Genomic DNA, 21,299 nt, shown 5'->3' with positions numbered 1-21,299 from the left:
GACAGCGGTCAGGGCCTCGCCGGGATCGAGCAGCCGGGACAGAGCGGCGACCAGACGGCGTACCGCCTCCCGGTCCAGCTCGTCCTCGCGGCCGAAGGAGTGCAGCACCTTCGTCCGCGAACGCCCCGCGACCGGGTCCCACTCGTTGTGAGCCAGTTGGAGATACCGCACCACCTGCCCGCTCTTGTTCCGCCGGGACGTCGTCTTCACATACACGCCACTAGACGCTACACCCGTTAGACCAGCCGACAGACCACTTGTCCCATGAATCGTGCCACTAGGCGATACCGGCTCCCGCCACTAGCCGAAACTCGCTGACCTGCGCTGATGCCCAATTCGACTCATCGGACACCCACTGAGCTGCGGAACCCGGGTTCGTCGATCAGGATCTTGTTCTCGTTCTCGTGCATTTTGCCCCCTTATCAACCGCATCTTGTGCACACGCTCGAATCTGACGAGGTGAACGTTCGGCAGGGCGACTTGCTGCGTCGAGCGTGGTGCGTCGTCGTACGAAACCTGCCGCGCTGAGCGGTTAGATCTGCAGGTCCCTTATCCGGTAACAGGCTGTGCCCGCGGCCGTGGTGAGAGTGGCGAGGGCCGTCATCAGGAGGGCGGCGGTCCAATTGACGGGGGCGTTGGGTACGGCGGCCATATGGGCGAAGGGGGACAACTGGCTCACCCATGTCGGCCATGTGGAACTGTCGGCGATGACCTGCAGCAGGAACCCCCCTACGGCTGGGAGCGATCCGATGGCAGCAACCGCGCGTGGCGAGTACCCCAGGGCGAGTACACCGGCGCCGAGGCAGAGAAGCACGACGGGCAGCACGTTCCAGGCCCCGGACAGCGCGGCGAGGAGGCCGAGTTCGGCATGGACGGCTTTTGTCCCGCTCCATGTGGCGAGGCCGGCGACGGTGGTGAGGACGATGACGCCACCGATGACGGCGGAGATCTCTCCGGTAAGCATTTTCGTCCGGGTGAGGGGCTGGGCATGCAGGAGGGTCAGGCGCCGGCTGGTTTCGTCGGCGGCGAGCGTGGCGAGTCGGAACGCGGTGAAGGATCCTACCGGGACGGCCAGCAGCGTGAACAGCGCGGCAGCGTATCCCCGGACGGTGCCGAGCCCGGCGAAGCCGGCCTGCGCGGCAAGTTCGGCGAACCGCGGGTTGTCGGCAAGGAAGTCCGTCATGGACGCGGCAAGAACCCCGATGAGCAGGTAGTACGCGCCCACACCAGCTGACCAGGCGAGCAGAGGCCGCACGAGCCGCCGCACCGCGAACGCCTGGACCGACCCGAGCAGCCTCATCTGCGGGGCCCGACCGGAAGGAGCGCGCAGATAGCCGTCGCCGATGTCACGTCCCCTGGCTGCGGCCGCGACCCCGGCGACAAGTAACAGGCAGCCGGCCGCCAGGACCACCAAGGGCCAGATCCGGTTTCCGTCATACGGACGAGCCAGCGCCATCAGGCCGAACGGCGACAGCCAGCGCAGCCACCCCAGAGCGGCGACACCGTCCCCGACCATCCGCAGCAGCATGCCGATGCCGAGCACCGCCACCGCCGCGCCGCTGGCCGAGGCCCGGTTCGCGAACACCTGAGCGGTCATCGCGCCCACCGCGGAGAAGAACACGCCGCACAAGGCCAGCCCGGCACTGTGCACCGCGGCGCCGCTCGCAGTGGCACCCGCCGCGACCAGACTGGCGAACGCGGCTGAACCCGCGATGAGTGACACAGCCACCAGGACGGCCACATGGCGTGCGACCAGGGCAGTGACCGGTACCCGCCCGGCCAATAGCACATCCCACCGGCCGGAATCCTCCTCGCCCCGGGTAATCCGCGTCGCGGCTAGCAGCCCCCACACGGCCAGCACGACCGCCAGTGCCGTCCCTGTGCGCCATGCTGCGAACCCCCCGGCATCTTCCAGGGCGATCGGTTCGCCGAACAGAGTACGAATGGCTGGGTTCTTCGCTAGCGCCTCCAGGGCTACCGCATCTGCCGAACCCTTGACTGTGCTCCGGTGGGCGGCCACTGCCACCACCGACATCCCGACCGCGAGTGCGGTCACGACGAGCGCGCCACGCCTGGTCTGGCGCAGAGCCAGAGCTGTCACCGTCCGTCCAGCCACTGCTTTGGGGTCTGCGGCACGCTCACCCGGCGAGTCGACGGCCGTCATCGCTCCTGCCCGCCGTAGTAGCCGAGGAAGACTTCCTCGAGCGAGGGCTCTCGCACCGCGAGGCTGACCACGTCCGCCGCCGCCAGTTCTTGTAAGGCAGGCCCCGGGGGGCCAGTGAGGGTAAAACGCACAGAGGACGCGCCAGTCACCTCGACTGCCTCCACGCCGGGCACCCGGGACAGATCCGGGGGTGCGTCAGTGAAGCACACCGTCACCTCGGAGCGGTGCAGCCGTCGCAGCTCCGCCACGGCGGCGACATCGACGAGTCGCCCGGCACGCAGGATCGCCACCTTGTCGCAGACGGCCTCCACTTCAGCGAGCTGGTGGGAGCTGAGAAACACCGTCTGGCCGTTGTCCTGGGCCTCGCGGACCGCTCGGCGAAACTCGCGTTCCATCAGCGGATCCAGGCCACTGGTCGGCTCGTCCATCACGAGCAGGGGTGCCCGGGTGGCGAACGCGGCCACCAACGCCACCTTCTGCCGGTTACCCGTCGAATACGCCCGGCCCGGCTTGGACAGGTCGAGTTCAAACCGCGCAACCAGCTCATCCCGGTAGATCCTGTCGGTGCCGGGGCCCGTGCGCGCCAGCAGTTCCAGCATCTCGGCTCCGGTCAGCTGTGGCCACAACGCCACATCGGCCGGCACGTACGCCAGGCGCCGGTGCGTCACAGCGACGTCAGCGGCATCGCTGCCGAAGATCGATGCCCTACCGGCGGTCGGGCGGGCCAGTCCCAGCAGCAACCGGATCGTGGTGGACTTGCCAGCACCATTGGGGCCGAGGAAGCCAAACACCTCACCAGCCGTGACATTCAGACTCACCCCGTCCAGCGCCAGGACGCGGCCATAGCGCTTGGTCAGGGATTCCGTACGGAGAGCGGGCGAGACCATGCGGGCCTCCAGAGTCGGCACCGTGGGCACAGGGCCCCTATTCGCCGACCAGACTTCCCGGCACACCGCTGGTGAAGATACTCGCGCTGGTTCACGTTGAACAAGGCATAGGTATGAAAAGGGATTTGGTGCTCGCGCCCTGCGGTACGGCCCGCGGCCGCAAGCTGTATTTCATCACTCACTTTTCAGAGGCCATGGCTGGGCGTGGGATCGCTTTGACCCTCCCCTCGTAGCGTGGAGCCCGCGATTGGGGTGGGAGGCCTTGCACGCAAACTGTATGCGAAATACGGTCTGCGATATTCCTTGATCACCCTGGCTGGAGGTGGATCCCGGTGCGCCGAAGAGCGGTTGCCCTGGTGGCGGTTGCGAGTGGCCCGTTGCCTCGGCCCCGCCGCGGGGGGCCGGTTCGGTGCCGTACCCCGGCCCGAGAAGTTCAGAACCTGAGCCCTGGACGCGCCCGCAGGAGCGCGCTCCGCGAACTCCGAACCCCGAAGCCCAACCGCCGCAGCAAGGAGCATCACCCGTGTTCACCACCCGCCCCACCCTTCAGGGCACCTTCGGCATGGTGTCCTCCACCCATTGGCTCGCCTCGCAGTCCGCGATGGCCGTCCTGGAGGACGGCGGCAACGCCTACGACGCGGCCGTGGCAGCCGGATTCGTCCTGCACGTCGTCGAGCCGCACCTCAACGGGCCGGCGGGCGAGGTGCCGATCATCCTCGCCCCGAAGGACGGAGAGGTGCGCGTACTCTGCGGGCAGGGCCCCGCGCCCGCCGGCGCGTCCGCCGCGCACTACCGCTCGCTCGGCCTCGACCTGGTCCCCGGCACCGGGCCGCTCGCCGCTGCCGTCCCGGGGGCCTTCGACGCCTGGATGCTCCTCCTGCGCGACCACGGGACGAAGACCGTCGCGGAGGTCCTGCGCTACGCGATCGGGTACGCCGCGGACGGCCACGCGCCCGTCGAGCGCGTCGGCCTGACGGTGGAGACCGTGCGCGGGCTTTTCGAGGCCGAGTGGCAGAGCTCCGCCGACGTCTACCTGCCCGGCGGGAAGGCGCCCGCGCCGGGCGAGTTGTTCCGCAACCCCGCGCTCGCCGCGACCTGGCGCCGTCTCATAGCCGAGGCCGAGGAGACGGGCGGCGACGACCGCGTCGCCCAGATCGAGGCCGCCCGCGCCGTGTGGCGCACGGGCTTCATCGCCGAGGCGCTCGTCCGCCAGGCCGGTGTACCCACCCTGGACACCAGCGGGAGCCGTCACACCGGCACGCTCACGGCCGAGGACCTGGCCGGCTGGTCCGCGTCGTACGAGGCCCCCGCCACGTACGAGTGGAACGGCTGGACGCTGGCCAAGGCCGCCGGCTGGAGCCAGGGCCCCGCCTTCCTCCAGCAGCTCGCCCTCCTCCCCGCCGAGCTCCCGGCGTACGGCTCCGCCGCGTACGTCCACCTGCTCGTCGAGGGCTGCAAGCTCGCGATGGCAGACCGCGAGGCCTGGTACGGCGATGCCGCCGACGTGCCGCTGGAGACCCTGCTCTCCGAGGCGTACAACGACGAGCGCCGCACGCTGATCACCGGCACCGCGTCCCTGGAGCTGCGCCCCGGCAGCCCCGACGGCCGTACCCCGGTCCTCAGCGCGCACGCCCGCGCCGCCGCCTCCGGCGAGGCGGGATTCGACGCCACGGGCCTACCGGCCGCGGGAGCGGGGGAGCCGACGGTCGCCCGGGACGGCGCGACCCGCGGCGACACCTGCCACCTCGACATCGTCGACCGCTGGGGCAACATGGTCGCCGCGACCCCCAGCGGCGGCTGGCTCCAGTCCAACCCGGTCGTGCCGGAGCTGGGCTTCCCCCTCGGGACCCGCCTGCAGATGGCCTGGCTCGACGAGGGCCTGCCGAACTCGCTGACCCCGGGCCGCCGTCCGCGTACCACCCTCACCCCCTCCCTTGCCCTGCGCGACGGGGTCGCGATCATGGCGTTCGGGACCCCCGGCGGCGACCAGCAGGACCAGTGGCAGCTGCACTTCTTCCTCGCCGTGGCGCTCCGCGGCAGGGTGCGCGGGGGCCTTGACCTCCAGGGAGCCATCGACGCCCCCAACTGGCACAACGACAGCTTCCCCGGGTCCTTCTTCCCGCGCGGCATGCGTCCGGGCAGCGTCACGGTCGAGGAGGGCATGGACGTCGGGGTCGTCGAGGAGCTGCGCCGCCTCGGCCACGACGTGACGGTCGGCGAACCGTGGTCCGAGGGCCGCATGTGCGCCGTCGCCAGGAACCCGGAGACCGGCATCCTGTCCGCCGCCGCCAATCCGCGCGGTATGCAGGGCTACGCGGTGGGCCGCTGACCTCCTGCCCGGAGTGCCCCCGGCGGACCGTGCTTAGCTGGAGACATGATCGATGACTTCCTGTACGGGACCGCCGGGACTGCCGGACAGCTGACCGAGGTGGAAGCGGCGGTGCGGGCAGCGGTCGCCGCCGAGATCCTGCCTCGCTACCAGCAGCTGGCCGCGCACGAGATCGTCGAGAAGAGCGGCCCGCACGACCTGGTCACCGCCGCCGACCGCCTGGCCGAGGAGCACCTCACCGCGTCCCTGACACAGCTGCTGCCGGGGTCGGTCGTCGTCGGCGAGGAAGCGGTCCACGCCGACCCGTCCGTCTACGACGCGCTCGGTGGCGACGCACCCGTGTGGATCGTCGACCCGGTCGACGGCACCCGCCAGTTCGTCCGCGGCGAGCCCGGCTTCTGCACCCTGGTGGCCCTCGCCCTGCGTGGAGAGGTGTACGCCTCATGGACGTACGCCCCCGTCCTCGGTGAGATGGCCGTCGCCCTGAGGGGCCGCGGCGCCACGCTCAACGGCACCCGGGTCCACAGCGGTTCGCCCGCACCCGGTGCGGTGCTCAAGGTCGCCATGTCACACCCGGACTACACCTCCGACGCCCAGAAGCGGGCCCTGCTCGGGCTGCGCACCGACGGCATCGACGCTCGCGCTTGCGGATCGGCCGGCCTGGAATACCTCGCCGTCGCCTGTGGCGCCCAGGACGCCGTGGCCTTCAACTGGGAGTTCGCGTGGGACCATGCGGCGGGTCTGCTGCTGGTCACGGAGGCGGGCGGTGCGCAGTCCACTCTCTCCGGCGCCCCCTACCGCCTCACCGGAGGCAACGTCCTGCCGTTCACTGCGGCCAGGGACGAGGCGACGGCGGAGCGCATCCTCGACGCGCTGCGGACCGGACGGCAGGGATCAGATCCCACCGGGGGCTGATCGCTCCGATGCTGATACGACGTCAACTTGGCTTGTCTTAGGGCGTTTTCAGCCGCAGATTACCTCCAGCGGGGCGATGAGGCCGTTCCGCGCTGTTTCGTCTCGGACCCTGCGCTTCCCGGCAGAGCGGCGACCGTCGCCCGCCGCGAGCAACCCGCTCCTGCTTCCGCGCCATGCGCCACGTGCCTCGGTGGCCACTTCGGGACGGAAGGGACCCAGACCGCCCGTTGTAGGCGCGCCCGAATATCCTGGTGCTCTGGCCATCGGCTGACGAAGGAGTCCGAAGGTGCCATCGATGCTTGATGCCGTCGTCGTCGGGGCGGGCCCCAACGGCCTCACGGCCGCGGTCGAACTGGCCCGCCGGGGCTTCGCCGTGGAGGTCTTCGAGGCGGGGGACACCGTCGGCGGTGGCGCCCGCACCGAGGAGCTGACCCTCCCGGGTTTCCGCCACGACCCGTGTTCCGCCGTACACCCCCTCGGCATCGGCTCACCGGCGTTCCGGGCGATGCCGCTGGCCCGCCACGGCCTCGAATGGCTCCACGCACCGCTCGCGCTGGCCCACCCCTTCCCGGACGGCTCCGCCGCGGTGCTGACCGGGTCGGTCGGCGAGAGCGCGATGTCGCTCGGTCCTGCCGACGCGGGTGCGTACCGCAGGCTCGTCGCTCCCTACACGGGGCACTGGGACACGCTCGCGGCGGACATGCTGCGTACCCCCTGGGACGGGCTGCCCCGTGACCCGTACCGCTGGGCGCGGTTCGGGCTGGACGCCCTGCAGCCGGCCGCGCTGCTGTCGCGCCGATTCCGGGGGGAGAAGGCACGCGGTCTCGTCGCCGGGCTCGCCGCACACGCCATCGCCCCGGCGAGCGGCCTCGCGACGGGCGGGATCGCCCTGATGTTCGCGCTCGCCGCCCACGAGAACGGCTGGCCGATGCCGCGGGGCGGCTCGCAGGCCGTCTCCGACGCCCTGGCCTCCTACCTGCGCGAGCTGGGCGGGACGATCCGCACGGGCACGGAGGTCAAGCGACTGGACGAACTCCCGCCCGCCCGCGCCTACGTCTTCGACACCTCGCCGACCGCGCTCGCGCGGATCGCGGGCCTCGGCGGCGCATACGACCACTACCGCTTCGGCCCCTCCTGCTTCAAGATCGACTACGCGCTGTCGGGTCCGGTGCCCTGGACGGCCGAGGAGGCCCGGCGCGCCGGCACGGTCCACGTCGGTCCCACGGCCGCCGAGATCGACGCCTCCCTGCGAGCCGCCGGTGCGGGACGCGACCCTGACGTCCCGTTCCTGATCACCGCGCAGCCCAGCCTCGTCGACCCGGGCCGCGCCCCGGCGGGCCGTCACGTCTTCTGGGTGTACGGGCACGTCCCGGCCGGCTGGGAGGGGGACGCCACGGACATGATCGAACGTCAACTGGAGCGCTTCGCGCCCGGGTTCCGCGACCTCGTGCTGGCCCGTGCCGTGGCCGGGCCGCCGGAACTCGCCGCACGCAACGCCAACTACGTCGGCGGTGACATCGCCACCGGGGCGTTCGCGGGCCTGCAGACGGTGATCCGGCCCAGGCTCGCCCGGGTGCCCTACGCCACCGCCCACCCCGCGGTCTTCCTCTGCTCGTCGGCCACGCCGCCCGGACCGGGTGTGCACGGCATGTCGGGGCACCACGCGGCGAAGGCGGTGTGGCGGCGCCTGCGAGCAGCGTGAACGCCCGCCCCGGCCGCCCGCCCTGTGACCGGCTGCCTCTGCGCCGAGCGCGAGAGGTTCAGCGGGCCGGTTAGAGCGCTGACCGGCTCGTCGAGGAGCACCAGCGTGGGCTCGGTGACCTGCGTGCGGGCCACTGCGCCTGATGCCCCGCCTCGGCCGTGATGGGCCGGCAGGTAAACGCGCGGCCACGGCTCCCGGTGATCACGGAGTGTCGAGTTCCCTGATCACCACAACGGAAGACCGTGCCGTGCCTGCTGCGTCGTTGCCCATCCCCGCCGGGCTGAGCCAACTCGCTGGTTCCGGTCCGGCCCGCTCCGATGAACTGCCTGACCCGTTGCGACGTCTGCCCGACCCGCGCCACCCGCGCCCCCCGCGGCGCCGGCGCCACTCGCTGCCGTACGTCCTGGCCCTGGCCGCCTGCTCGGTCCCGGCCGGAGCGAAGTCCCTGACCGCGATCGTCGAGTGGGGTGCCGATGCCCCGATCGCTGACAACCTCCGGACTCATTTCATAAACGTGGTTCACTCCGCCCGCCCGCCGGACATGTCGCGGGTTCGATTGTGAGATGGGCCGCGCTCGGCCGCAAAGCCCCGCCGGGGTGCGCCCCGCTCAGTTTCGAAAACCCCTTCGGTGGCGACCATCGGCCGCACCCTTCAGGATTCAACCTTTCCGAGTGACGCTTCACGTCCATCAGTGCCACAATGAACCTGATTGTGTTTGTGCGGTGATCTTGCGAGTTTGCTACGGCAGGATCGCCGGAACGGCTGCCATAATATGCGGCGCCTGGCGTTGCACGAGTGAACCGTGCTACCAGAAGGAGAGTCAATGAATGGAAATGTGATTCTGGCCGCTGACTACCCTGTACTCGGGGTATTCTGGACGGTCTTGTTCCTCGTGGCAGCCGTGACGTGGCTGATTCTGCTGCTCCGGGTCGTGGGGGACATCTTCCGCGATCACAGCCTAGGCGGGCTCGGGAAGACAGCATGGTTGCTGTGCGTGATATTCCTGCCGTTCCTCGGCGTTTTCCTCTATCTCATAGCCCGTGGCGACGGAATGAGGGATCGCATGAGCGCCCAGGATGAGGCCCTCCAGAAAATGAACAGGCAGTCCGCGCCGCGAACCGAAGTTCACGACAGCACCACGAGGGATCTGGACGAACTGGCCAGGCTGGCCGATCTCAAAGCACACGGAGACATATCGGAAGCCGAGTACCAGCAGGCCAAGGATAAAATCCTGCACTGAGTAGCCGAGGGGCCGCCGCAGTCGGGCGGCGACTTCTAAGGGGGGAATTTGCCGCCTGGCTATGCTTTCCCCGGCACGTGTGATCCGACCTGTAATCACTGGAGGTTATGCCGTGACCGTCGCAGCACAAGAGATGGGACCCGTGGATTACGCTGTCGTTGAATTCCCGGGCAGCCGCATGACCGGCGAGGGATTGCCACTGCTCGTGGATCTGGTCGACCGGGGCATCATCCGGCTACTCGATCTGGCGTTTGTGAAGAAGGAGGCCGACGGCACGCTCACGGCCATCGACCTGTCGGACACGGCGGCCGGCGGAAGCCCCGAGCTGAAAGTCTTCCATGGGGCCGCCTCCGGACTCCTTGACGACGACGACCTCGCGGAGGCCGCGTCCGTCATCGAGCCAGGGGACGCTGTAGGAGTGCTGGTGTACGAGAACGTCTGGGCGGCGCCGTTCGCCGCTGCGCTCCGGCGCGGGGGCGCCCAACTGGTGGCCGGCGGACGCATTCCCGTACCGGCACTCATGGCCGCGCTGGAATCCGATGACGAGCCGTCCAGGACGGACACCTCTGCACCGCAGTAGCCGCCCCCGTCCGGCAATTGCTCCCTCCACGCCCATTTGACCGCCCGCGAAGAGAAGAGGATCACCATGCCAGGACTCGTCCGCGGGGTGGCTCGCACCGCCGTGGTCGCCGGGACCGCGACCGCCGTGTCCAACCGTGTCAGCAGACGACAGCAGGGACGCTGGGCTGCCCAGGAGACTCCGGCACAATCCACGCAACCCGCACCGCCGCAGGGGTCTTCACCGCCCACCCACGTAGAGGACGCCGCGTCCTCCAAAATCGCCCAGCTGAAGGATCTCGGTGAGCTGAGGGAATCAGGCGTCCTCACCGAGGCCGAGTTCGAAGAGCAGAAGCGCAAGATCCTGGCCACCTGACCACAGGGTTCATACACATGACCACGGCCTCGCCGGTTTTTCCAGGGCCGCACGACTCATCATCAGCATGTTGAGAACGCTCTTCGTGCGGACCTTGCCGCCGTGGAACACATCAGCAGGACGAGAGCGGTGGCGGCGAGGAGCCAGGCGGTGTCGCCTGTGTCGAGGCCCGCCGAGGACAGGGCACGGCAGTCAAGAGGGTTCCCTCCCCGGGGGGCGGCGTGGGGTCCGGCCGGGAGAGGTTCGCGGCGCGCCTTCACCGAGGACGCCGCCACGTTTCCGATGTGTTTCGTTGCGGCAATGGGCGACCAAGACCTCACGGTGTACGGCCCCGTGTCACCTGCGGCGTGCAGGCGCTCCTCGCCGCGTCCCGGAAAGCCGGGCAGGCCGGCTTCGGAGTCCCACGCGCGCCGATGCCGGATTCCCGCGCGAGGCTGATGTCGGAATTCCGCCAGCCGTGGCGTCCCAGGTGCCTGATCCTTGAAGCATGCACACCGACACCGAGCGCTGCGTGCGAGCCGTGCGGTCGAAGGACTCCCGGTTCGACGGCTGGTTCTTCACCGCGGTTCTTACCACCCGTATCTACTGCCGGCCCAGCTGCCCGGTCGTGCCGCCCAAGGCCCGGAACATGACCTTCTACCCGAGCGCCGCCGCCTGCCAGCAGGCCGGGTTCCGGGCCTGCAAGCGCTGCCGGCCCGACACCAGCCCCGGCTCCCCGGAGTGGAACGCGCGAGCCGACACCGTGGCCCGCGCGATGCGGCTCATCCAGGACGGCGTCGTCGACAGGGAGGGCGTCACCGGGCTCGCCTCACGGCTCGGCTACTCCTCCCGCCAGGTCGAGCGCCAACTGCTCGCCGAACTCGGCGCCGGCCCCCTGGCCCTGGCCAGGTCCCAGCGTGCCCAGACAGCCAGGGTGCTCATCGAGACGACCGCGCTCCCGATGGCGCAGGTCGCCTTCGCCGCCGGGTTCTCGTCCATCCGTACGTTCAACGACACCGTGCGCGAGGTCTTCGCGCTGGCCCCGGGCGAACTGCGCGCCCGGTCCGGACGCGGGGCGAGGGAGCCCGCGACACCGGGCGTCATCGCCCTCCGGCTGCCGTACCGTGCCCCGCTCAACCCCAGCAACCTGTTCGGGCACCTGGCCGCGACCGCCGTACCCGGCGTCGAGGAATGGCGCGACGGTGCCTACCGCCGCACGCTCACCCTCCCGCACGGGCACGGCATCGTGGCACTCACCCCGCGCTCCGGGCACATCGACTGCAGGCTCTCGCTCACCGACCCCCGCGATCTCACCCAGGCCATCAGCCGCTGCCGCCGCCTCCTCGACCTGGACGCCGATCCCGTGGCCGTGGACGACCAACTGCGCTCCGATCCGCTGCTCGCACCGCTGGTGGACGCGGCGCCCGGCCGCCGGGTGCCGCGCACGGTCGACGCGGCGGAGTTCGCCGTCCGTGCGGTACTCGGCCAGCAGGTCTCCACGGCCGCCGCCCGGACCCACGCGGCCAGGCTGGTCCGCGCCCACGGGATGCCGGTCGACGACCCCGACGGCGGGCTGACCCATCTCTTCCCGACCCCTGAGGCGCTCGCCGGGCTCGATCCCGAGGCGCTCGCTCTGCCGCGCAGCCGCCGCACCACGCTCACCACTCTCGTGGGGGCCCTTGCCGACGGGTCGCTGCACCTGGGGGAGGGAACCGACTGGGACCGGACGCGGGCGGAGCTGACCGCACTCCCCGGGTTCGGGCCCTGGACGGTCGAGGTGATCGCCATGCGTGCCCTCGGGGACCCGGACGCCTTCCTCCCCACCGACCTGGGGATCCGCAGGTCCGCCGCCCGCCTCGGGCTTCCCTCGACGTCGGCCGCCCTCACCGCCCGCGCCGCGGGGTGGCGTCCCTGGCGCGCGTACGCCGTGCAGTACCTGTGGACCGTCGACGACCATCCGATCAACCATCTGCCCGTCTGAGGGCGTGAGGACGAACCCATGACCGCCACATCCACGACGGCCAGACAGCACACGGTCGTCGACAGCCCCTACGGACCACTGACCCTGGTCGCCGCCGACGGGACGCTCTGCGGCCTCTACATGACCGGGCAGCGGCACCGGCCGCCGGAGGAGACCTTCGGAACGCCGGACCCCGGGCCGTTCGGGGAGACGGCAGGCCAGCTCGAGGCCTACTTCGCGGGCGAACTGACGGAGTTCGACCTGCCTCTGCGACTGGAGGGGACGCCGTTCCAGCGCAGCGTGTGGGCCGAGCTCGCACGGATCCCGTACGGCGAGACGCGCTCGTACGGCGAACTGGCCGAGCTCCTGGGCAAGCCCGGGGCCTCACGGGCGGTGGGCCTGGCCAACGGGAAGAACCCGGTCGGGATCATCGTCCCCTGCCACCGGGTCATCGGCGCCTCGGGGAGCCTCACGGGGTACGGCGGCGGGCTGGAGCGCAAGCAGCGGCTGCTGGCCTTCGAGAAGGGGACGGAGGTCGAGGCGCCGGTGCTGTTCTGAGCCCGCCGGTGGCCGGGCGCGCCGAGGCACGCAAGGCCACCGGCGCCGCCGCCCGGGCCGGTCGTCCCGCTCGGCCCGCTCAGGCGGTGAAGATCTCGACGACCGACCAGATCGCCAGTCCGAGCATGCACACACCGCCGATGCGCTGCACCGTCTTCAGCGGGACCCGCTTGGCGATGAAGCGTCCGGCCAGCAGCGCCAGCGCCGACACGGACATCAGGGCGGCGGCCGATCCGATGGCCGTGGACCAGGCCCCGTTGCTCGCGGCCAGGTTGGCCGTCGTGATCTGGGTCAGGTCGCCCCACTCACTGATGAACACCGCCATGAACGCCGTCGAGTAGACGGGCCAGAAGCCTGTGACCGTCTTGATCTCCTCGTCGTCGTCGTCATCACCGCTGCCGCGAAGCAGCATGAAGGCGCCGAAGGCGAAGAGCACGGCCGAGACGAGCCTGACGATCCAGTCGGGGAGCATGCCGATCAGCCCGCCCGCGCCGACCGCGATGGCGACGTGCACGATGAAGGCGGACGAGGTGCCGATCCAGACGTAGAGCGGACGCATGCGCGTGCCCATGGCCAGCGACGCGAACATCGTCTTGTCGGGAAGCTCCGCGAGGAAGATGAGCCCGAAGGCGGTGACGATCGCCAGGAGGTCGAGATGCATTCCGGGTGGCTTTCTGTAAGAGCCGGGCCCCGGGTCTTCCGCGAAGTGCCGTTCGGGCTTTTCGGAGGACCACTCGGCCCGGCATGACCGCAGCGCCCGCGGGGCGCGGGCGTGTCATACCTGACCGAAGGTCTCGCCCACCCGTAGGCATCTACGAGCCCGGCCACCGGGAACCCGAAGGTTCCAGTGTGTCGACGACCGGTTTGCGGGGCTACTCCCCTTCGCAGCCGTCAACACTACCCCACCGGAGCTGCGGCGCAGCGTGCCGGTACAGCCCTAACCATCCTGCCCAGCCGCTCAGTCGATGGACCGTGCGACACGTCCACCGGCCGCCTTCAGCCCGGGACCGGTACGCCGTCCTCCAGTTCGGCCGCCCCGGGGCCACCGTCGAGTACCTCCAGCGCGGCGAGGACACGGTGCAGGAGCCGGTCCGGCAGGAAGTCGGGAAGCGCGTCGCGCTCCACGAGGCGCCAGGAGAGCAGTTCGTCCTCCTGGATCTCGATCGCGTCGAACCGCTCCCGGGCCAGTACGCCGCCGTCGTACAGATAGGCGACGATCGGGGGACGGCCCGCGCCGCGTGCCCAGTCGACCGCGAGCAGCCGTCCTGGCGCGATGTCGAGACCGATCTCCTCCGCGGTCTCCCGCCTGGCGGCCTGCCGGGGGCTCTCGCCCTCGTCCGACTCGACCGTGCCCCCAGGCAGTGCCCAGCCTTCGCGGTAGTTCGGCTCGACGAGCAGGAGCCGTCCCTCCTCGTCCCTGAACAGGGCCGCGGCCGCGGCCAGTACGCGGGGGAGGCCTGCGATGTACGTGGCGTAGTCAGAGGTGGTCACAGAGGCAGCGTAGGGGCCGGCAGGTGCTTCTGGACGGGCATGGGCAGATCAGGGGTGGTGCGGATAGGCTCGGAGCGGCGCGACTGCCTGTTCGAATGCAAAGGGATACAAGGTGACGGACGGAGCAGCGATGGAGACCGCCCACGTGCTCGTGGCGGCGGACAAGTTCAAGGGCTCGCTCACAGCTGTACAGGTCGCGGAGCGGGTGACGGCCGGACTGCGGCGCGTCGTCCCCGGCGTGCGGGTGGAGACCCTGCCCGTCGCGGACGGCGGCGACGGGACGGTAGCGGCGGCCGTGGCCGCCGGTTTCGAGCGCCGCGAGGCGCGGGTCACCGGGCCGCTGGGGACCCAGGTCACCGCGGCGTACGCGGTGCGCGACACCACCGCCGTGGTGGAGATGGCCGAGGCCTCGGGCCTCCAGCACCTCCCCGACGGGGAGTTCGCCCCGCTCACGGCGACGACGTACGGCTCGGGCGAACTCCTGGCCGCCGCGCTCGACGCGGGCGCCCGGACGATCGTGTTCGGGGTCGGCGGCAGCGCCACGACCGACGGCGGCGCGGGCATGCTCGCCGCACTCGGAGCGCGCTTCCTGGACGGGGACGGCAAGCCCGTCGGCCCGGGTGGCGGCGGACTCGCGGAGCTCGCCGAGGCCGACCTGTCGGGGCTCGACCCCCGGCTCGCCGGCATCGACCTGATCCTGGCCAGCGACGTGGACAACCCGCTGACCGGCCCGAAGGGCGCCCCCGAGATCTACGGGCGGCAGAAGGGCGCCACAGAGGACGACATCGCCGTCCTCGACGCGGCACTGGCCCACTACGCGTCCGTACTGGGACCCGAGCACGCCGGGCTGCCCGGCGCCGGCGCCGCGGGAGGCATCGGCTACGGCGCGCTCGTCGCGCTGGGCGCCCGCTTCCAGCCCGGCATCGAGGTCATGCTCGACGTCCTCGGCTTCGCCCCGGCGCTGGCGAATGCCACGCTCGTCGTCACCGGGGAGGGCTCCCTCGACGAGCAGACCCTGCACGGCAAGGCACCGGCGGGCGTCGCGGCGGCGGCGCGCGAGGCCGGTGTGGAGGTGGTCGCCGTGTGCGGACGCCTCGTCCTGGCGCAGGAAGCGCTCGACGGAGCCGGTATCCGGCGGGCCTACCCCCTGACCGACCTGGAGCCCGACCCGGCGGTCTGCATGGCGCAGGCCGGACCCCTGCTGGAACGCGCGGCCGAGGCGATCGCCCGCGACTTCCTCGTCTGACACGAGGCCGTGAGGGGATCCGCTCCCCGGGGTTCCCCTCACGGCTGCGGCACCGTCAGCCGGAACGCGTCGAGCGCGAGCGTCATCTCGATCAGTTCGCGCGGACGGGTCAGCGACCGGGAGGTCAGGCGCTCCAGCCTGCGCAGGCGGTTGAGCACGGTGTTGCGATGGCAGTACAGCAGCCCGGCCGCCCGGCCCGCGGAACCCCCGCACTCCAGCCACGCCTCCAGGGTCCGCACAAGCAGCGCCCGGTCCGCCGGGTCCAGCGCCAGCAGCGGGCCGAAGACACCGGCGAGCAGTCGGTCCGACAGCTCCGGCTGGCTCACCACCAGCGCCGCCGGCAGCCGCTCCTCGAGCCGTACGATCCCCGTCGTGCCCGGCGGGCACGTCGAAAGAGCGACATCGGCCAGCCGGCGCGCGGTCCCCAGTCCGGCCAGGCCGTCCGCCACGGGTCCGATCCCCCCGGGCCCGGGGCACCAACGCCCCAGCAGCGCGACGAGCCACGACACCTCCCGTTCGCCGAGGGCGACGACGGCGATCTCACGGTCCTCCCGCCTCCGCCACAGGACCCGCAGGCCGTCCGTGTCCGTCCGCACGCCCGGGGCCGCGCCTCCGCCCGCCGGCAGTGCCGCCACGGCGTAACGGCCCAGCTCCGGCAGGCCGAGAGCGGTCGCCGCCCGCGCCGCGAGGCCCGGCTCCGACCGGCTCTCCAGCAGGGCGTCGAGCAGCGCCCAGACCCGCTCCTCACCGCGCCGCCCCATGTCGTCGCTCCGTCCCGCAGCCCAGCCGCCCATGGCTGGTGAGGATGCCACCGGCCGCGCGGGGCGCGGCATCCCCTCCACCTCCCTCTGTGCGCGTGCACAACGGGGCCGTTCGCACACTGGTCAGCCGCAGCGAGTGCGCCCCGGACCGTGGACGCGTGGCGCCCCTGCTGCTGGTCTGTGGCACCACGACGACCAGTCGGAAGGAGGAGGACGCATGGCAACGCTCGAGATCCGCGAACTGTCCGTGGGCTACGGCCCGGTACGGGCACTGCGCGACGTCTCCGTCGACGTGCCGGCCGGTGCGATCACCGCTGTACTCGGTGGCAACGGCGCCGGGAAGACCACGCTGCTGCGGGCCGTGTCGCGGACCCTCGGCTTCCACCGCGGGACGGGCACGGGCACGATCCGCTTCGACGACCGCCCCCTGGAAGGGCTCCGGCCCGCCCAGGTGGTGGCGGCGGGAGTGGTCCAGGTGCCGGAGGGCCGGCAGGTGTTCGCCCGGATGACGGTGGCCGACAACCTGCGGGCGGGCGCGCTCGGAGCGAGCGGCGGGCGCCGGACGACGGCCGCGGCACTGAAGCGCGTGCACGAACTGTTCCCCGTGCTTGCCGAGCGCGCGCACCAGCGGGCCGGACTGCTGTCCGGCGGTGAGCAGCAGATGCTGGCGATGGGTCGCGCCCTGATGGCCGGGCCCCGCCTGCTGCTGCTCGACGAGCCGTCCCTCGGCCTCGCCCCGCTGATGGCGGCGAGGATCGCCGAGACGGTCCAGGAGATCAACGCGGGCGGCACCTCCGTCATGCTCGTCGAGCAGAACGCGGCCATCGCGCTGCGGCTCGCCTCGACCGCGTACGTCCTGGACGTGGGCGAGGTCGCGCTGAGCGGCCCGGCCGGGGAACTCGCCGCCTCCGACGAGGTGCGCCGCCGCTACCTCGGCGTCGTCGACGAAACGGCAGCCGAGGACGCCGCACAGGCGGTGGACACCTCCCGCGTCCTGAGCAGGTGGTCCGCGTGACGAGCGCGCCGGCCCCGCTCACCGTGCGCGACGTGACCGTGCGCTTCGCCGGGCTCACCGCCCTCGACGCGGTGTCCTTCACCGTCGAACCGGGCAGTGTGCACGCCGTCATCGGACCCAACGGCGCGGGCAAGTCCACCACCTTCAACGTGCTGTCGGGCGTCTACCGCGCCACCTCGGGCAGCGTGCACCTCGGCTCCACCGAGCTCACCGGCCTCGCGCCGCACACGATCGCCGGACTCGGCGTCGCCCGGACCTTCCAGAACATCGCCCTGCCGCCGCACGCCACCGTCGCCGACAGCCTCATGCTCGGCCGGCACCGGCTGACCAGGGCCGGATTCCTGGCGACGGGCCTGCGACTGCCCTCCGCGACTCGCGAGGCGCACCGGCACCTCGAACGGGTGCGGGAGATCGCCGGGTTCATCGGCCTGGACAAGGAACTCGACCGCCCCGCCGGGGTCCTCCCTTACGGCAAGCAGAAGCTCGTCGAGCTCGGCCGCGCCCTGTGTATGGAGCCCGAGGTGCTGCTCCTGGACGAGCCTATCGCCGGCATGACCGCGGACGAGCGGCGCCGTACCGCGGCCGTCGTCGCGGGTGTACGCGACAGCCTCGGCATCTCGATCGTCATGGTCGAACACGACATGGGGGTGGTGATGCGGCTCGCGGACGCGGTGACCGTACTCGACTTCGGGCGCAGGATCGCGGGGGGCACGCCCGCCGAGGTGCAGAACGACCCGGCCGTCGTGCGGGCCTACCTGGGGGCACAGGAATGACCACCTTCATCGAACTCCTCCTCGGCGGCCTCTCGATCGGCTCGGTGTACGCGCTGATCGCCCTGGGCTTCGTCGTCATCTTCAAGGCGACGGAGGTCGTCAACTTCGCCCACGCCTCCCTGCTGCTGGCGGGCGGCTACGTCACCGCCGTGCTCCACGACGACATCGGATTCTGGCCCGCGCTCGGCGTCGGGATCGCCGGCGCCGCGGTCGTCGGTTCGGCCGTCGAGTTCTTCGTGATGCGCCGCTACCGGGGGAGCGACCAGAGCGTCCTGGCGATCGTCACGATCGGCGTCGACATCCTGCTCACCACGGAACTCACCCGGCGCATGGGGACCGACGTCATGGCGCTGGGCGACCCCTGGGGTGACGACGTCGTCACCATCGGCGGTGTCACCCTGGCCGAGACCCGGATCGCGGCCTTCCTCGTCGCGGGGCTGCTCATCACGGTGTTCCTGCTCGCCTTCCGCTTCACGACGTGGGGTGTCTCGATGCGGGCCGCTGCCGAGAACCCGCAGACGGCGGCGTTGATGGGCATCCGGCTCGGACGGGTCTCCCTCTTCGCCTGGGCGGTGGCCGGGGCGCTCGCCGCCGTCGCCGCGCTGTTCCTCACGGTGTTCCCGACACCCGGTCTCGAACGGGCCACCTCGCTCGCCGCGCTCAAGGCGTTCCCCGCCGCGATCCTCGGAGGCCTCGACTCGACGACGGGGGCACTGGTCGGCGGGCTCGTCGTCGGAGTCACCGAATCACTCGCCACCGGTTACCAGAGCGACCTCTCCTTCCTGGGCCGCGGCATCGGCGATCTCGCGCCGTACCTCGTGATGGTGGTCGTGCTGCTCGTCCGGCCGGCGGGACTCTTCGGTACGAAGGAGCTGTCGCGTGTCTGAAGCCACCAAGGACGCCACCGCGCCCGCCCCGGCAGGTGCAGCGGCACCTGCCGCGGGCGCCCCGATCGCGGGGCGGCTGCGCCGGCCCGCCCCCTACCTCTGGCTCGCAGGCTCGGTCGTGCTCCTCCTGGTGCCGTTCTACCTGGACCGGTTCTGGCTCCAGGCGGGACTGTTCGCCATGGCCGCCGCGATCGGGGCGATCGGCCTCAACCTGCTCACCGGCTCCACCGGTCAGCTCTCCATGGGGCACGCCTTCTTCCTCGCGGTGGGCGCCTACGGCTACTGCATCCTCGCGGGGGAGAGCAGCTCGGAGAACGGGCACGTCCTCACCGGCCTGGGGCTTCCCACCTGGCTCGCGGCGATCCTCGCCGTACTCCTGGCGGGGGCCGTCGGCGGACTCTTCAGCCCCATCGCGGGGCGCCTGAGCGGGGCTTACCTCGGTATCGCCACGCTCGCGTTGATCTTCATCGGCCAACACGTGCTCTTCAACGCGGACTTGCTCACCGGCGGGTTCAACGGGCGCCCCGTGCCACCGCTGTCCCTGTTCGGGTTCACCTTCGACGACGCCGAGGTGGTCGTCGCTGCGGTGCCCTTCCAGTCCTCGGAGAAGCTCTGGTACCTCGGCCTGGCCGCACTGCTCGCCGGCGGGCTCTTCGCCCGCGGGGTCCTCCGCGGGCGCCCCGGCCGGGCGCTCAACGCCATCAGGGACCACCGGATCGCCGCCGGCGTGATGGGCGTCCCCGTGGCGCGCTACCGGGCCGGTGTCTTCGTCCTGTCCTCCATGTACGCGGGCCTCGCCGGCGTCCTGCTCGCGCTGGTCTTCCAGCGGACCGTGCCGGAGTACTTCGGCATGATCCTGTCCCTCGAGTACCTCGCCATGATCGTCATCGGCGGGCTCGGCAGCGTCGCGGGAGCCGTCATCGGCGCCGCGTTCGTGTCGCTGCTCCCTCAAGTGCTCACCCACTACAGCGACTCCCTGCCCCTGGTGTCCGCCCCAGGTACGGGCGGAATCGCACCGGGTGAGGCGTCCCGCTACCTGTACGGCGCCGCGGTCGTCGCGGTCGTCCTGTTCCTGCCCGGCGGCATTGCGCGTCTGAAGAATCCAGGGGAGAAGAAGAAATGAAGCTACGTGTTGTCGGAGCCGTCGTCGCGGCTCTCACCCTCACTCTCGCGGGATGCAGCGAGAAGGCGAAGTCGTCGGACGACGAAGCCGCGGACAAGGGCGGTGTGAAGACCGGGGAAGGGGTCACCGACTCCAAGATCACCCTCGGCGCCCTCACCGACATGACCGGGGTGTACGCCTCGCTGGGCAAGAGCGTCACCCAGGCCCAGCAGCTCTGGGTGAAGGAGACCAACAAGGCCGGCGGCATCTGTGAACGGCAGATCGAGCTGACCGTGCGCGACCACGGGTACGACCCGCAGAAGGCGATCGGCGCCTACACCGAGCTGGAACCCAACGTGCTGGGCTTCACCCAGTTCATCGGCTCCCCGTTCGTCGCCGCCGTCGAGTCGCGGATCGACGGCCAGGACAAGGGCATCGTGCTCCCGCAGGCATGGTCGGCGAATCTGGTCGGGTCGAAGTACATCCGCGTCATCGGCGCCACGTACGACGTCGAGACGATCAACCTGATCGACTTCCTGCTGTCCGAGAAGCGCATCGCCAAGGGCGACAAGATCGGCCACGTGTACTTCGAGGGCGACTACGGCGAGAACGCCCTGGCCGGCTCCAGGCACGCGGCGAAGGAGGCGGGCCTCACCGTCGTCGAGCAGAAGATCAAACCGACGGACAACGACATGACCGCCCAGGTCTCCGCGCTCAAGCAGGCCGGCGTGAAGGCGATCGTGATCAGCGCCGGACCGCGCCAGGCCGCCTCGCTGGTCGGGGTCGCCGCGGCCACCGGGTTCGACGTACCGGTCGTGGGCAACAACTCGGCGTACGCCCCGCAGCTCCTGGCGACCCAGGCGGGTGCCGCGCTGCAGAAGGACTACTACATCGGCTCCTCCACCCTGCCCATCGGTGACGCGGGCGCGGGACCGGCCAAGCTCGCCAAGGCATACGCGGCGTCGTACCCGAAGGACGGCCTCGACAACGGCGTCATCGCCGGCTACAACGCCGCGTCCGTCTTCGGAGAGGCGCTGAAGAAGGCCTGCGAGTCCAAGGACCTGACCCGTGAGGGTGTCGACAAGGCCCTGCTCACCATCAAGGGCTTCGGCGCCGACTTCGGCATCTCGCACGACTTCACCGACCCGTCGGCGCCGTCCACCCGGGAGACCGTCGTCATGAAGCCCGACGCCAAGACTCCCGGCGGCCTCAAGGTGGTCCGCCCGGCGGTGGTGTCCGCGGCCGCCGGGTCCTTCGCGCCCACGTCCTGACCTCCCCGCACAGCGACGGGCCCGGCCTCCTCGGCCGGGCCCGTCCGTGTTCGCGGTGAACGTGAGGCGCAGGTACGGGACCGGT

Annotated in this window: 20 protein-coding genes and 2 pseudogenes; 15 read left to right on the top strand and 7 right to left on the bottom strand. The window is 71.1% G+C overall.

Annotated features, from left to right (window positions below):
- The 3 genes and pseudogenes from ACFU5K_RS07650 to ACFU5K_RS07640 all read right to left on the bottom strand — a co-directional run.
- A pseudogene (locus ACFU5K_RS07650) lies at positions 1 to 216 on the bottom strand (transposase); the annotation flags it as partial.
- 316 nt (positions 217 to 532) lie between these two features.
- On the bottom strand, positions 533 to 2,164 hold the full coding sequence (locus tag ACFU5K_RS07645; protein ID WP_384057962.1) for an ABC transporter permease: 1,632 nt from the start codon (positions 2,162 to 2,164) through the stop codon (positions 533 to 535).
- Entirely contained in the window at positions 2,161 to 3,051 is an 891-nt protein-coding gene (locus ACFU5K_RS07640; protein ID WP_384057960.1) for an ATP-binding cassette domain-containing protein, read from the bottom strand. The genes ACFU5K_RS07645 and ACFU5K_RS07640 overlap by 4 nt, the downstream gene beginning before the upstream one ends.
- 523 nt (positions 3,052 to 3,574) lie before the next feature.
- Between ACFU5K_RS07640 and ACFU5K_RS07635 the strand changes: the two genes are divergently transcribed.
- The 7 genes from ACFU5K_RS07635 (at position 3,575) to ACFU5K_RS07605 (ending at position 10,171) form a co-directional block, all read left to right on the top strand.
- Positions 3,575 to 5,380, top strand: a complete 1,806-nt coding sequence (locus ACFU5K_RS07635) for a gamma-glutamyltransferase family protein (protein ID WP_384057958.1) — start codon at positions 3,575 to 3,577, stop codon at positions 5,378 to 5,380.
- 45 nt (positions 5,381 to 5,425) lie between these two features.
- Positions 5,426 to 6,295 carry an inositol monophosphatase family protein gene (locus ACFU5K_RS07630; RefSeq protein WP_384057957.1) on the top strand — a complete coding sequence of 290 codons (870 nt, stop codon included), beginning with the start codon at positions 5,426 to 5,428 and terminating at the stop codon, positions 6,293 to 6,295.
- 286 nt (positions 6,296 to 6,581) lie between these two features.
- Positions 6,582 to 7,997 carry a phytoene desaturase family protein gene (locus ACFU5K_RS07625; RefSeq protein WP_384057955.1) on the top strand — a complete coding sequence of 472 codons (1,416 nt, stop codon included), beginning with the start codon at positions 6,582 to 6,584 and terminating at the stop codon, positions 7,995 to 7,997.
- 142 nt (positions 7,998 to 8,139) lie between these two features.
- On the top strand, positions 8,140 to 8,559 hold the full coding sequence (locus ACFU5K_RS07620; protein WP_384057953.1) for a transposase family protein: 420 nt from the start codon (positions 8,140 to 8,142) through the stop codon (positions 8,557 to 8,559).
- Positions 8,560 to 8,820: 261 nt separating this feature from the next.
- Positions 8,821 to 9,237 (top strand): SHOCT domain-containing protein, encoded by a 417-nt coding sequence (locus ACFU5K_RS07615; RefSeq protein ID WP_384057952.1) that lies wholly within the window; start codon positions 8,821 to 8,823, stop codon positions 9,235 to 9,237.
- Positions 9,238 to 9,370: 133 nt separating this feature from the next.
- Positions 9,371 to 9,817 (top strand): DUF6325 family protein, encoded by a 447-nt coding sequence (locus ACFU5K_RS07610; protein ID WP_384057966.1) that lies wholly within the window; start codon positions 9,371 to 9,373, stop codon positions 9,815 to 9,817.
- Between the two features lie 66 nt (positions 9,818 to 9,883).
- Entirely contained in the window at positions 9,884 to 10,171 is a 288-nt protein-coding gene (locus ACFU5K_RS07605; RefSeq protein WP_384057951.1) for an SHOCT domain-containing protein, read from the top strand.
- Positions 10,172 to 10,192: 21 nt separating this feature from the next.
- Here ACFU5K_RS07605 and ACFU5K_RS07600 read toward each other — a convergent pair.
- Positions 10,193 to 10,353, bottom strand: a pseudogene (locus tag ACFU5K_RS07600) (ammonia channel protein); the annotation flags it as partial.
- A gap of 305 nt (positions 10,354 to 10,658) precedes the next feature.
- Here ACFU5K_RS07600 and ACFU5K_RS07595 point away from each other — a divergent pair.
- Positions 10,659 to 12,131, top strand: coding sequence for a DNA-3-methyladenine glycosylase 2 family protein (locus tag ACFU5K_RS07595; protein ID WP_384057949.1), 1,473 nt, complete (start codon positions 10,659 to 10,661; stop codon positions 12,129 to 12,131).
- Between the two features lie 18 nt (positions 12,132 to 12,149).
- Positions 12,150 to 12,668 (top strand): methylated-DNA--[protein]-cysteine S-methyltransferase, encoded by a 519-nt coding sequence (locus ACFU5K_RS07590; protein WP_384057947.1) that lies wholly within the window; start codon positions 12,150 to 12,152, stop codon positions 12,666 to 12,668.
- A gap of 79 nt (positions 12,669 to 12,747) precedes the next feature.
- Here ACFU5K_RS07590 and ACFU5K_RS07585 read toward each other — a convergent pair whose 3' ends face one another.
- Both ACFU5K_RS07585 and ACFU5K_RS07580 read right to left on the bottom strand, forming a co-directional pair.
- Complete coding sequence (locus ACFU5K_RS07585) at positions 12,748 to 13,329, bottom strand: TMEM165/GDT1 family protein (RefSeq protein WP_384057945.1); 582 nt, start codon at positions 13,327 to 13,329, stop codon at positions 12,748 to 12,750.
- 335 nt (positions 13,330 to 13,664) lie between these two features.
- On the bottom strand, positions 13,665 to 14,159 hold the full coding sequence (locus tag ACFU5K_RS07580) for an NUDIX domain-containing protein (protein ID WP_384057943.1): 495 nt from the start codon (positions 14,157 to 14,159) through the stop codon (positions 13,665 to 13,667).
- A gap of 130 nt (positions 14,160 to 14,289) precedes the next feature.
- Between ACFU5K_RS07580 and ACFU5K_RS07575 the strand changes: the two genes are divergently transcribed.
- Positions 14,290 to 15,405, top strand: coding sequence for a glycerate kinase (locus ACFU5K_RS07575; RefSeq protein WP_384057965.1), 1,116 nt, complete (start codon positions 14,290 to 14,292; stop codon positions 15,403 to 15,405).
- A gap of 38 nt (positions 15,406 to 15,443) precedes the next feature.
- Here the strand turns inward: ACFU5K_RS07575 and ACFU5K_RS07570 are convergent, their stop codons facing one another.
- Positions 15,444 to 16,199: a helix-turn-helix domain-containing protein gene (locus tag ACFU5K_RS07570; protein ID WP_384057942.1), complete on the bottom strand. Its 756-nt coding sequence runs from the start codon at positions 16,197 to 16,199 to the stop codon at positions 15,444 to 15,446.
- A 184-nt stretch (positions 16,200 to 16,383) separates the two neighbouring features.
- On the opposite strand from ACFU5K_RS07570, the gene ACFU5K_RS07565 reads away from it, so the two are divergent.
- From ACFU5K_RS07565 to ACFU5K_RS07545, 5 genes are read left to right on the top strand one after another with little or no spacing between them, the layout of a single operon-like run.
- Positions 16,384 to 17,181, top strand: coding sequence for an ABC transporter ATP-binding protein (locus tag ACFU5K_RS07565; protein ID WP_384057941.1), 798 nt, complete (start codon positions 16,384 to 16,386; stop codon positions 17,179 to 17,181).
- On the top strand, positions 17,178 to 17,954 hold the full coding sequence (locus tag ACFU5K_RS07560) for an ABC transporter ATP-binding protein (protein WP_384057939.1): 777 nt from the start codon (positions 17,178 to 17,180) through the stop codon (positions 17,952 to 17,954). Before ACFU5K_RS07565 ends, ACFU5K_RS07560 begins: the two co-directional genes overlap by 4 nt.
- Entirely contained in the window at positions 17,951 to 18,841 is an 891-nt protein-coding gene (locus ACFU5K_RS07555; RefSeq protein ID WP_384057938.1) for a branched-chain amino acid ABC transporter permease, read from the top strand. Before ACFU5K_RS07560 ends, ACFU5K_RS07555 begins: the two co-directional genes overlap by 4 nt.
- Positions 18,834 to 19,964, top strand: a complete 1,131-nt coding sequence (locus ACFU5K_RS07550) for a branched-chain amino acid ABC transporter permease (protein WP_384057936.1) — start codon at positions 18,834 to 18,836, stop codon at positions 19,962 to 19,964. Before ACFU5K_RS07555 ends, ACFU5K_RS07550 begins: the two co-directional genes overlap by 8 nt.
- Positions 19,961 to 21,214 carry an ABC transporter substrate-binding protein gene (locus ACFU5K_RS07545; protein ID WP_384057935.1) on the top strand — a complete coding sequence of 418 codons (1,254 nt, stop codon included), beginning with the start codon at positions 19,961 to 19,963 and terminating at the stop codon, positions 21,212 to 21,214. Before ACFU5K_RS07550 ends, ACFU5K_RS07545 begins: the two co-directional genes overlap by 4 nt.
- Positions 21,215 to 21,299 lie beyond the last annotated feature (85 nt).

The sequence above is a fragment of the Streptomyces sp. NPDC057428 genome (assembly GCF_042803195.1).
Taxonomy (GTDB): domain Bacteria; phylum Actinomycetota; class Actinomycetes; order Streptomycetales; family Streptomycetaceae; genus Streptomyces.
The sequence above is the reverse complement of the archived record's forward strand: the minus strand, read 5'-3'. Positions and strand labels throughout refer to the sequence as shown.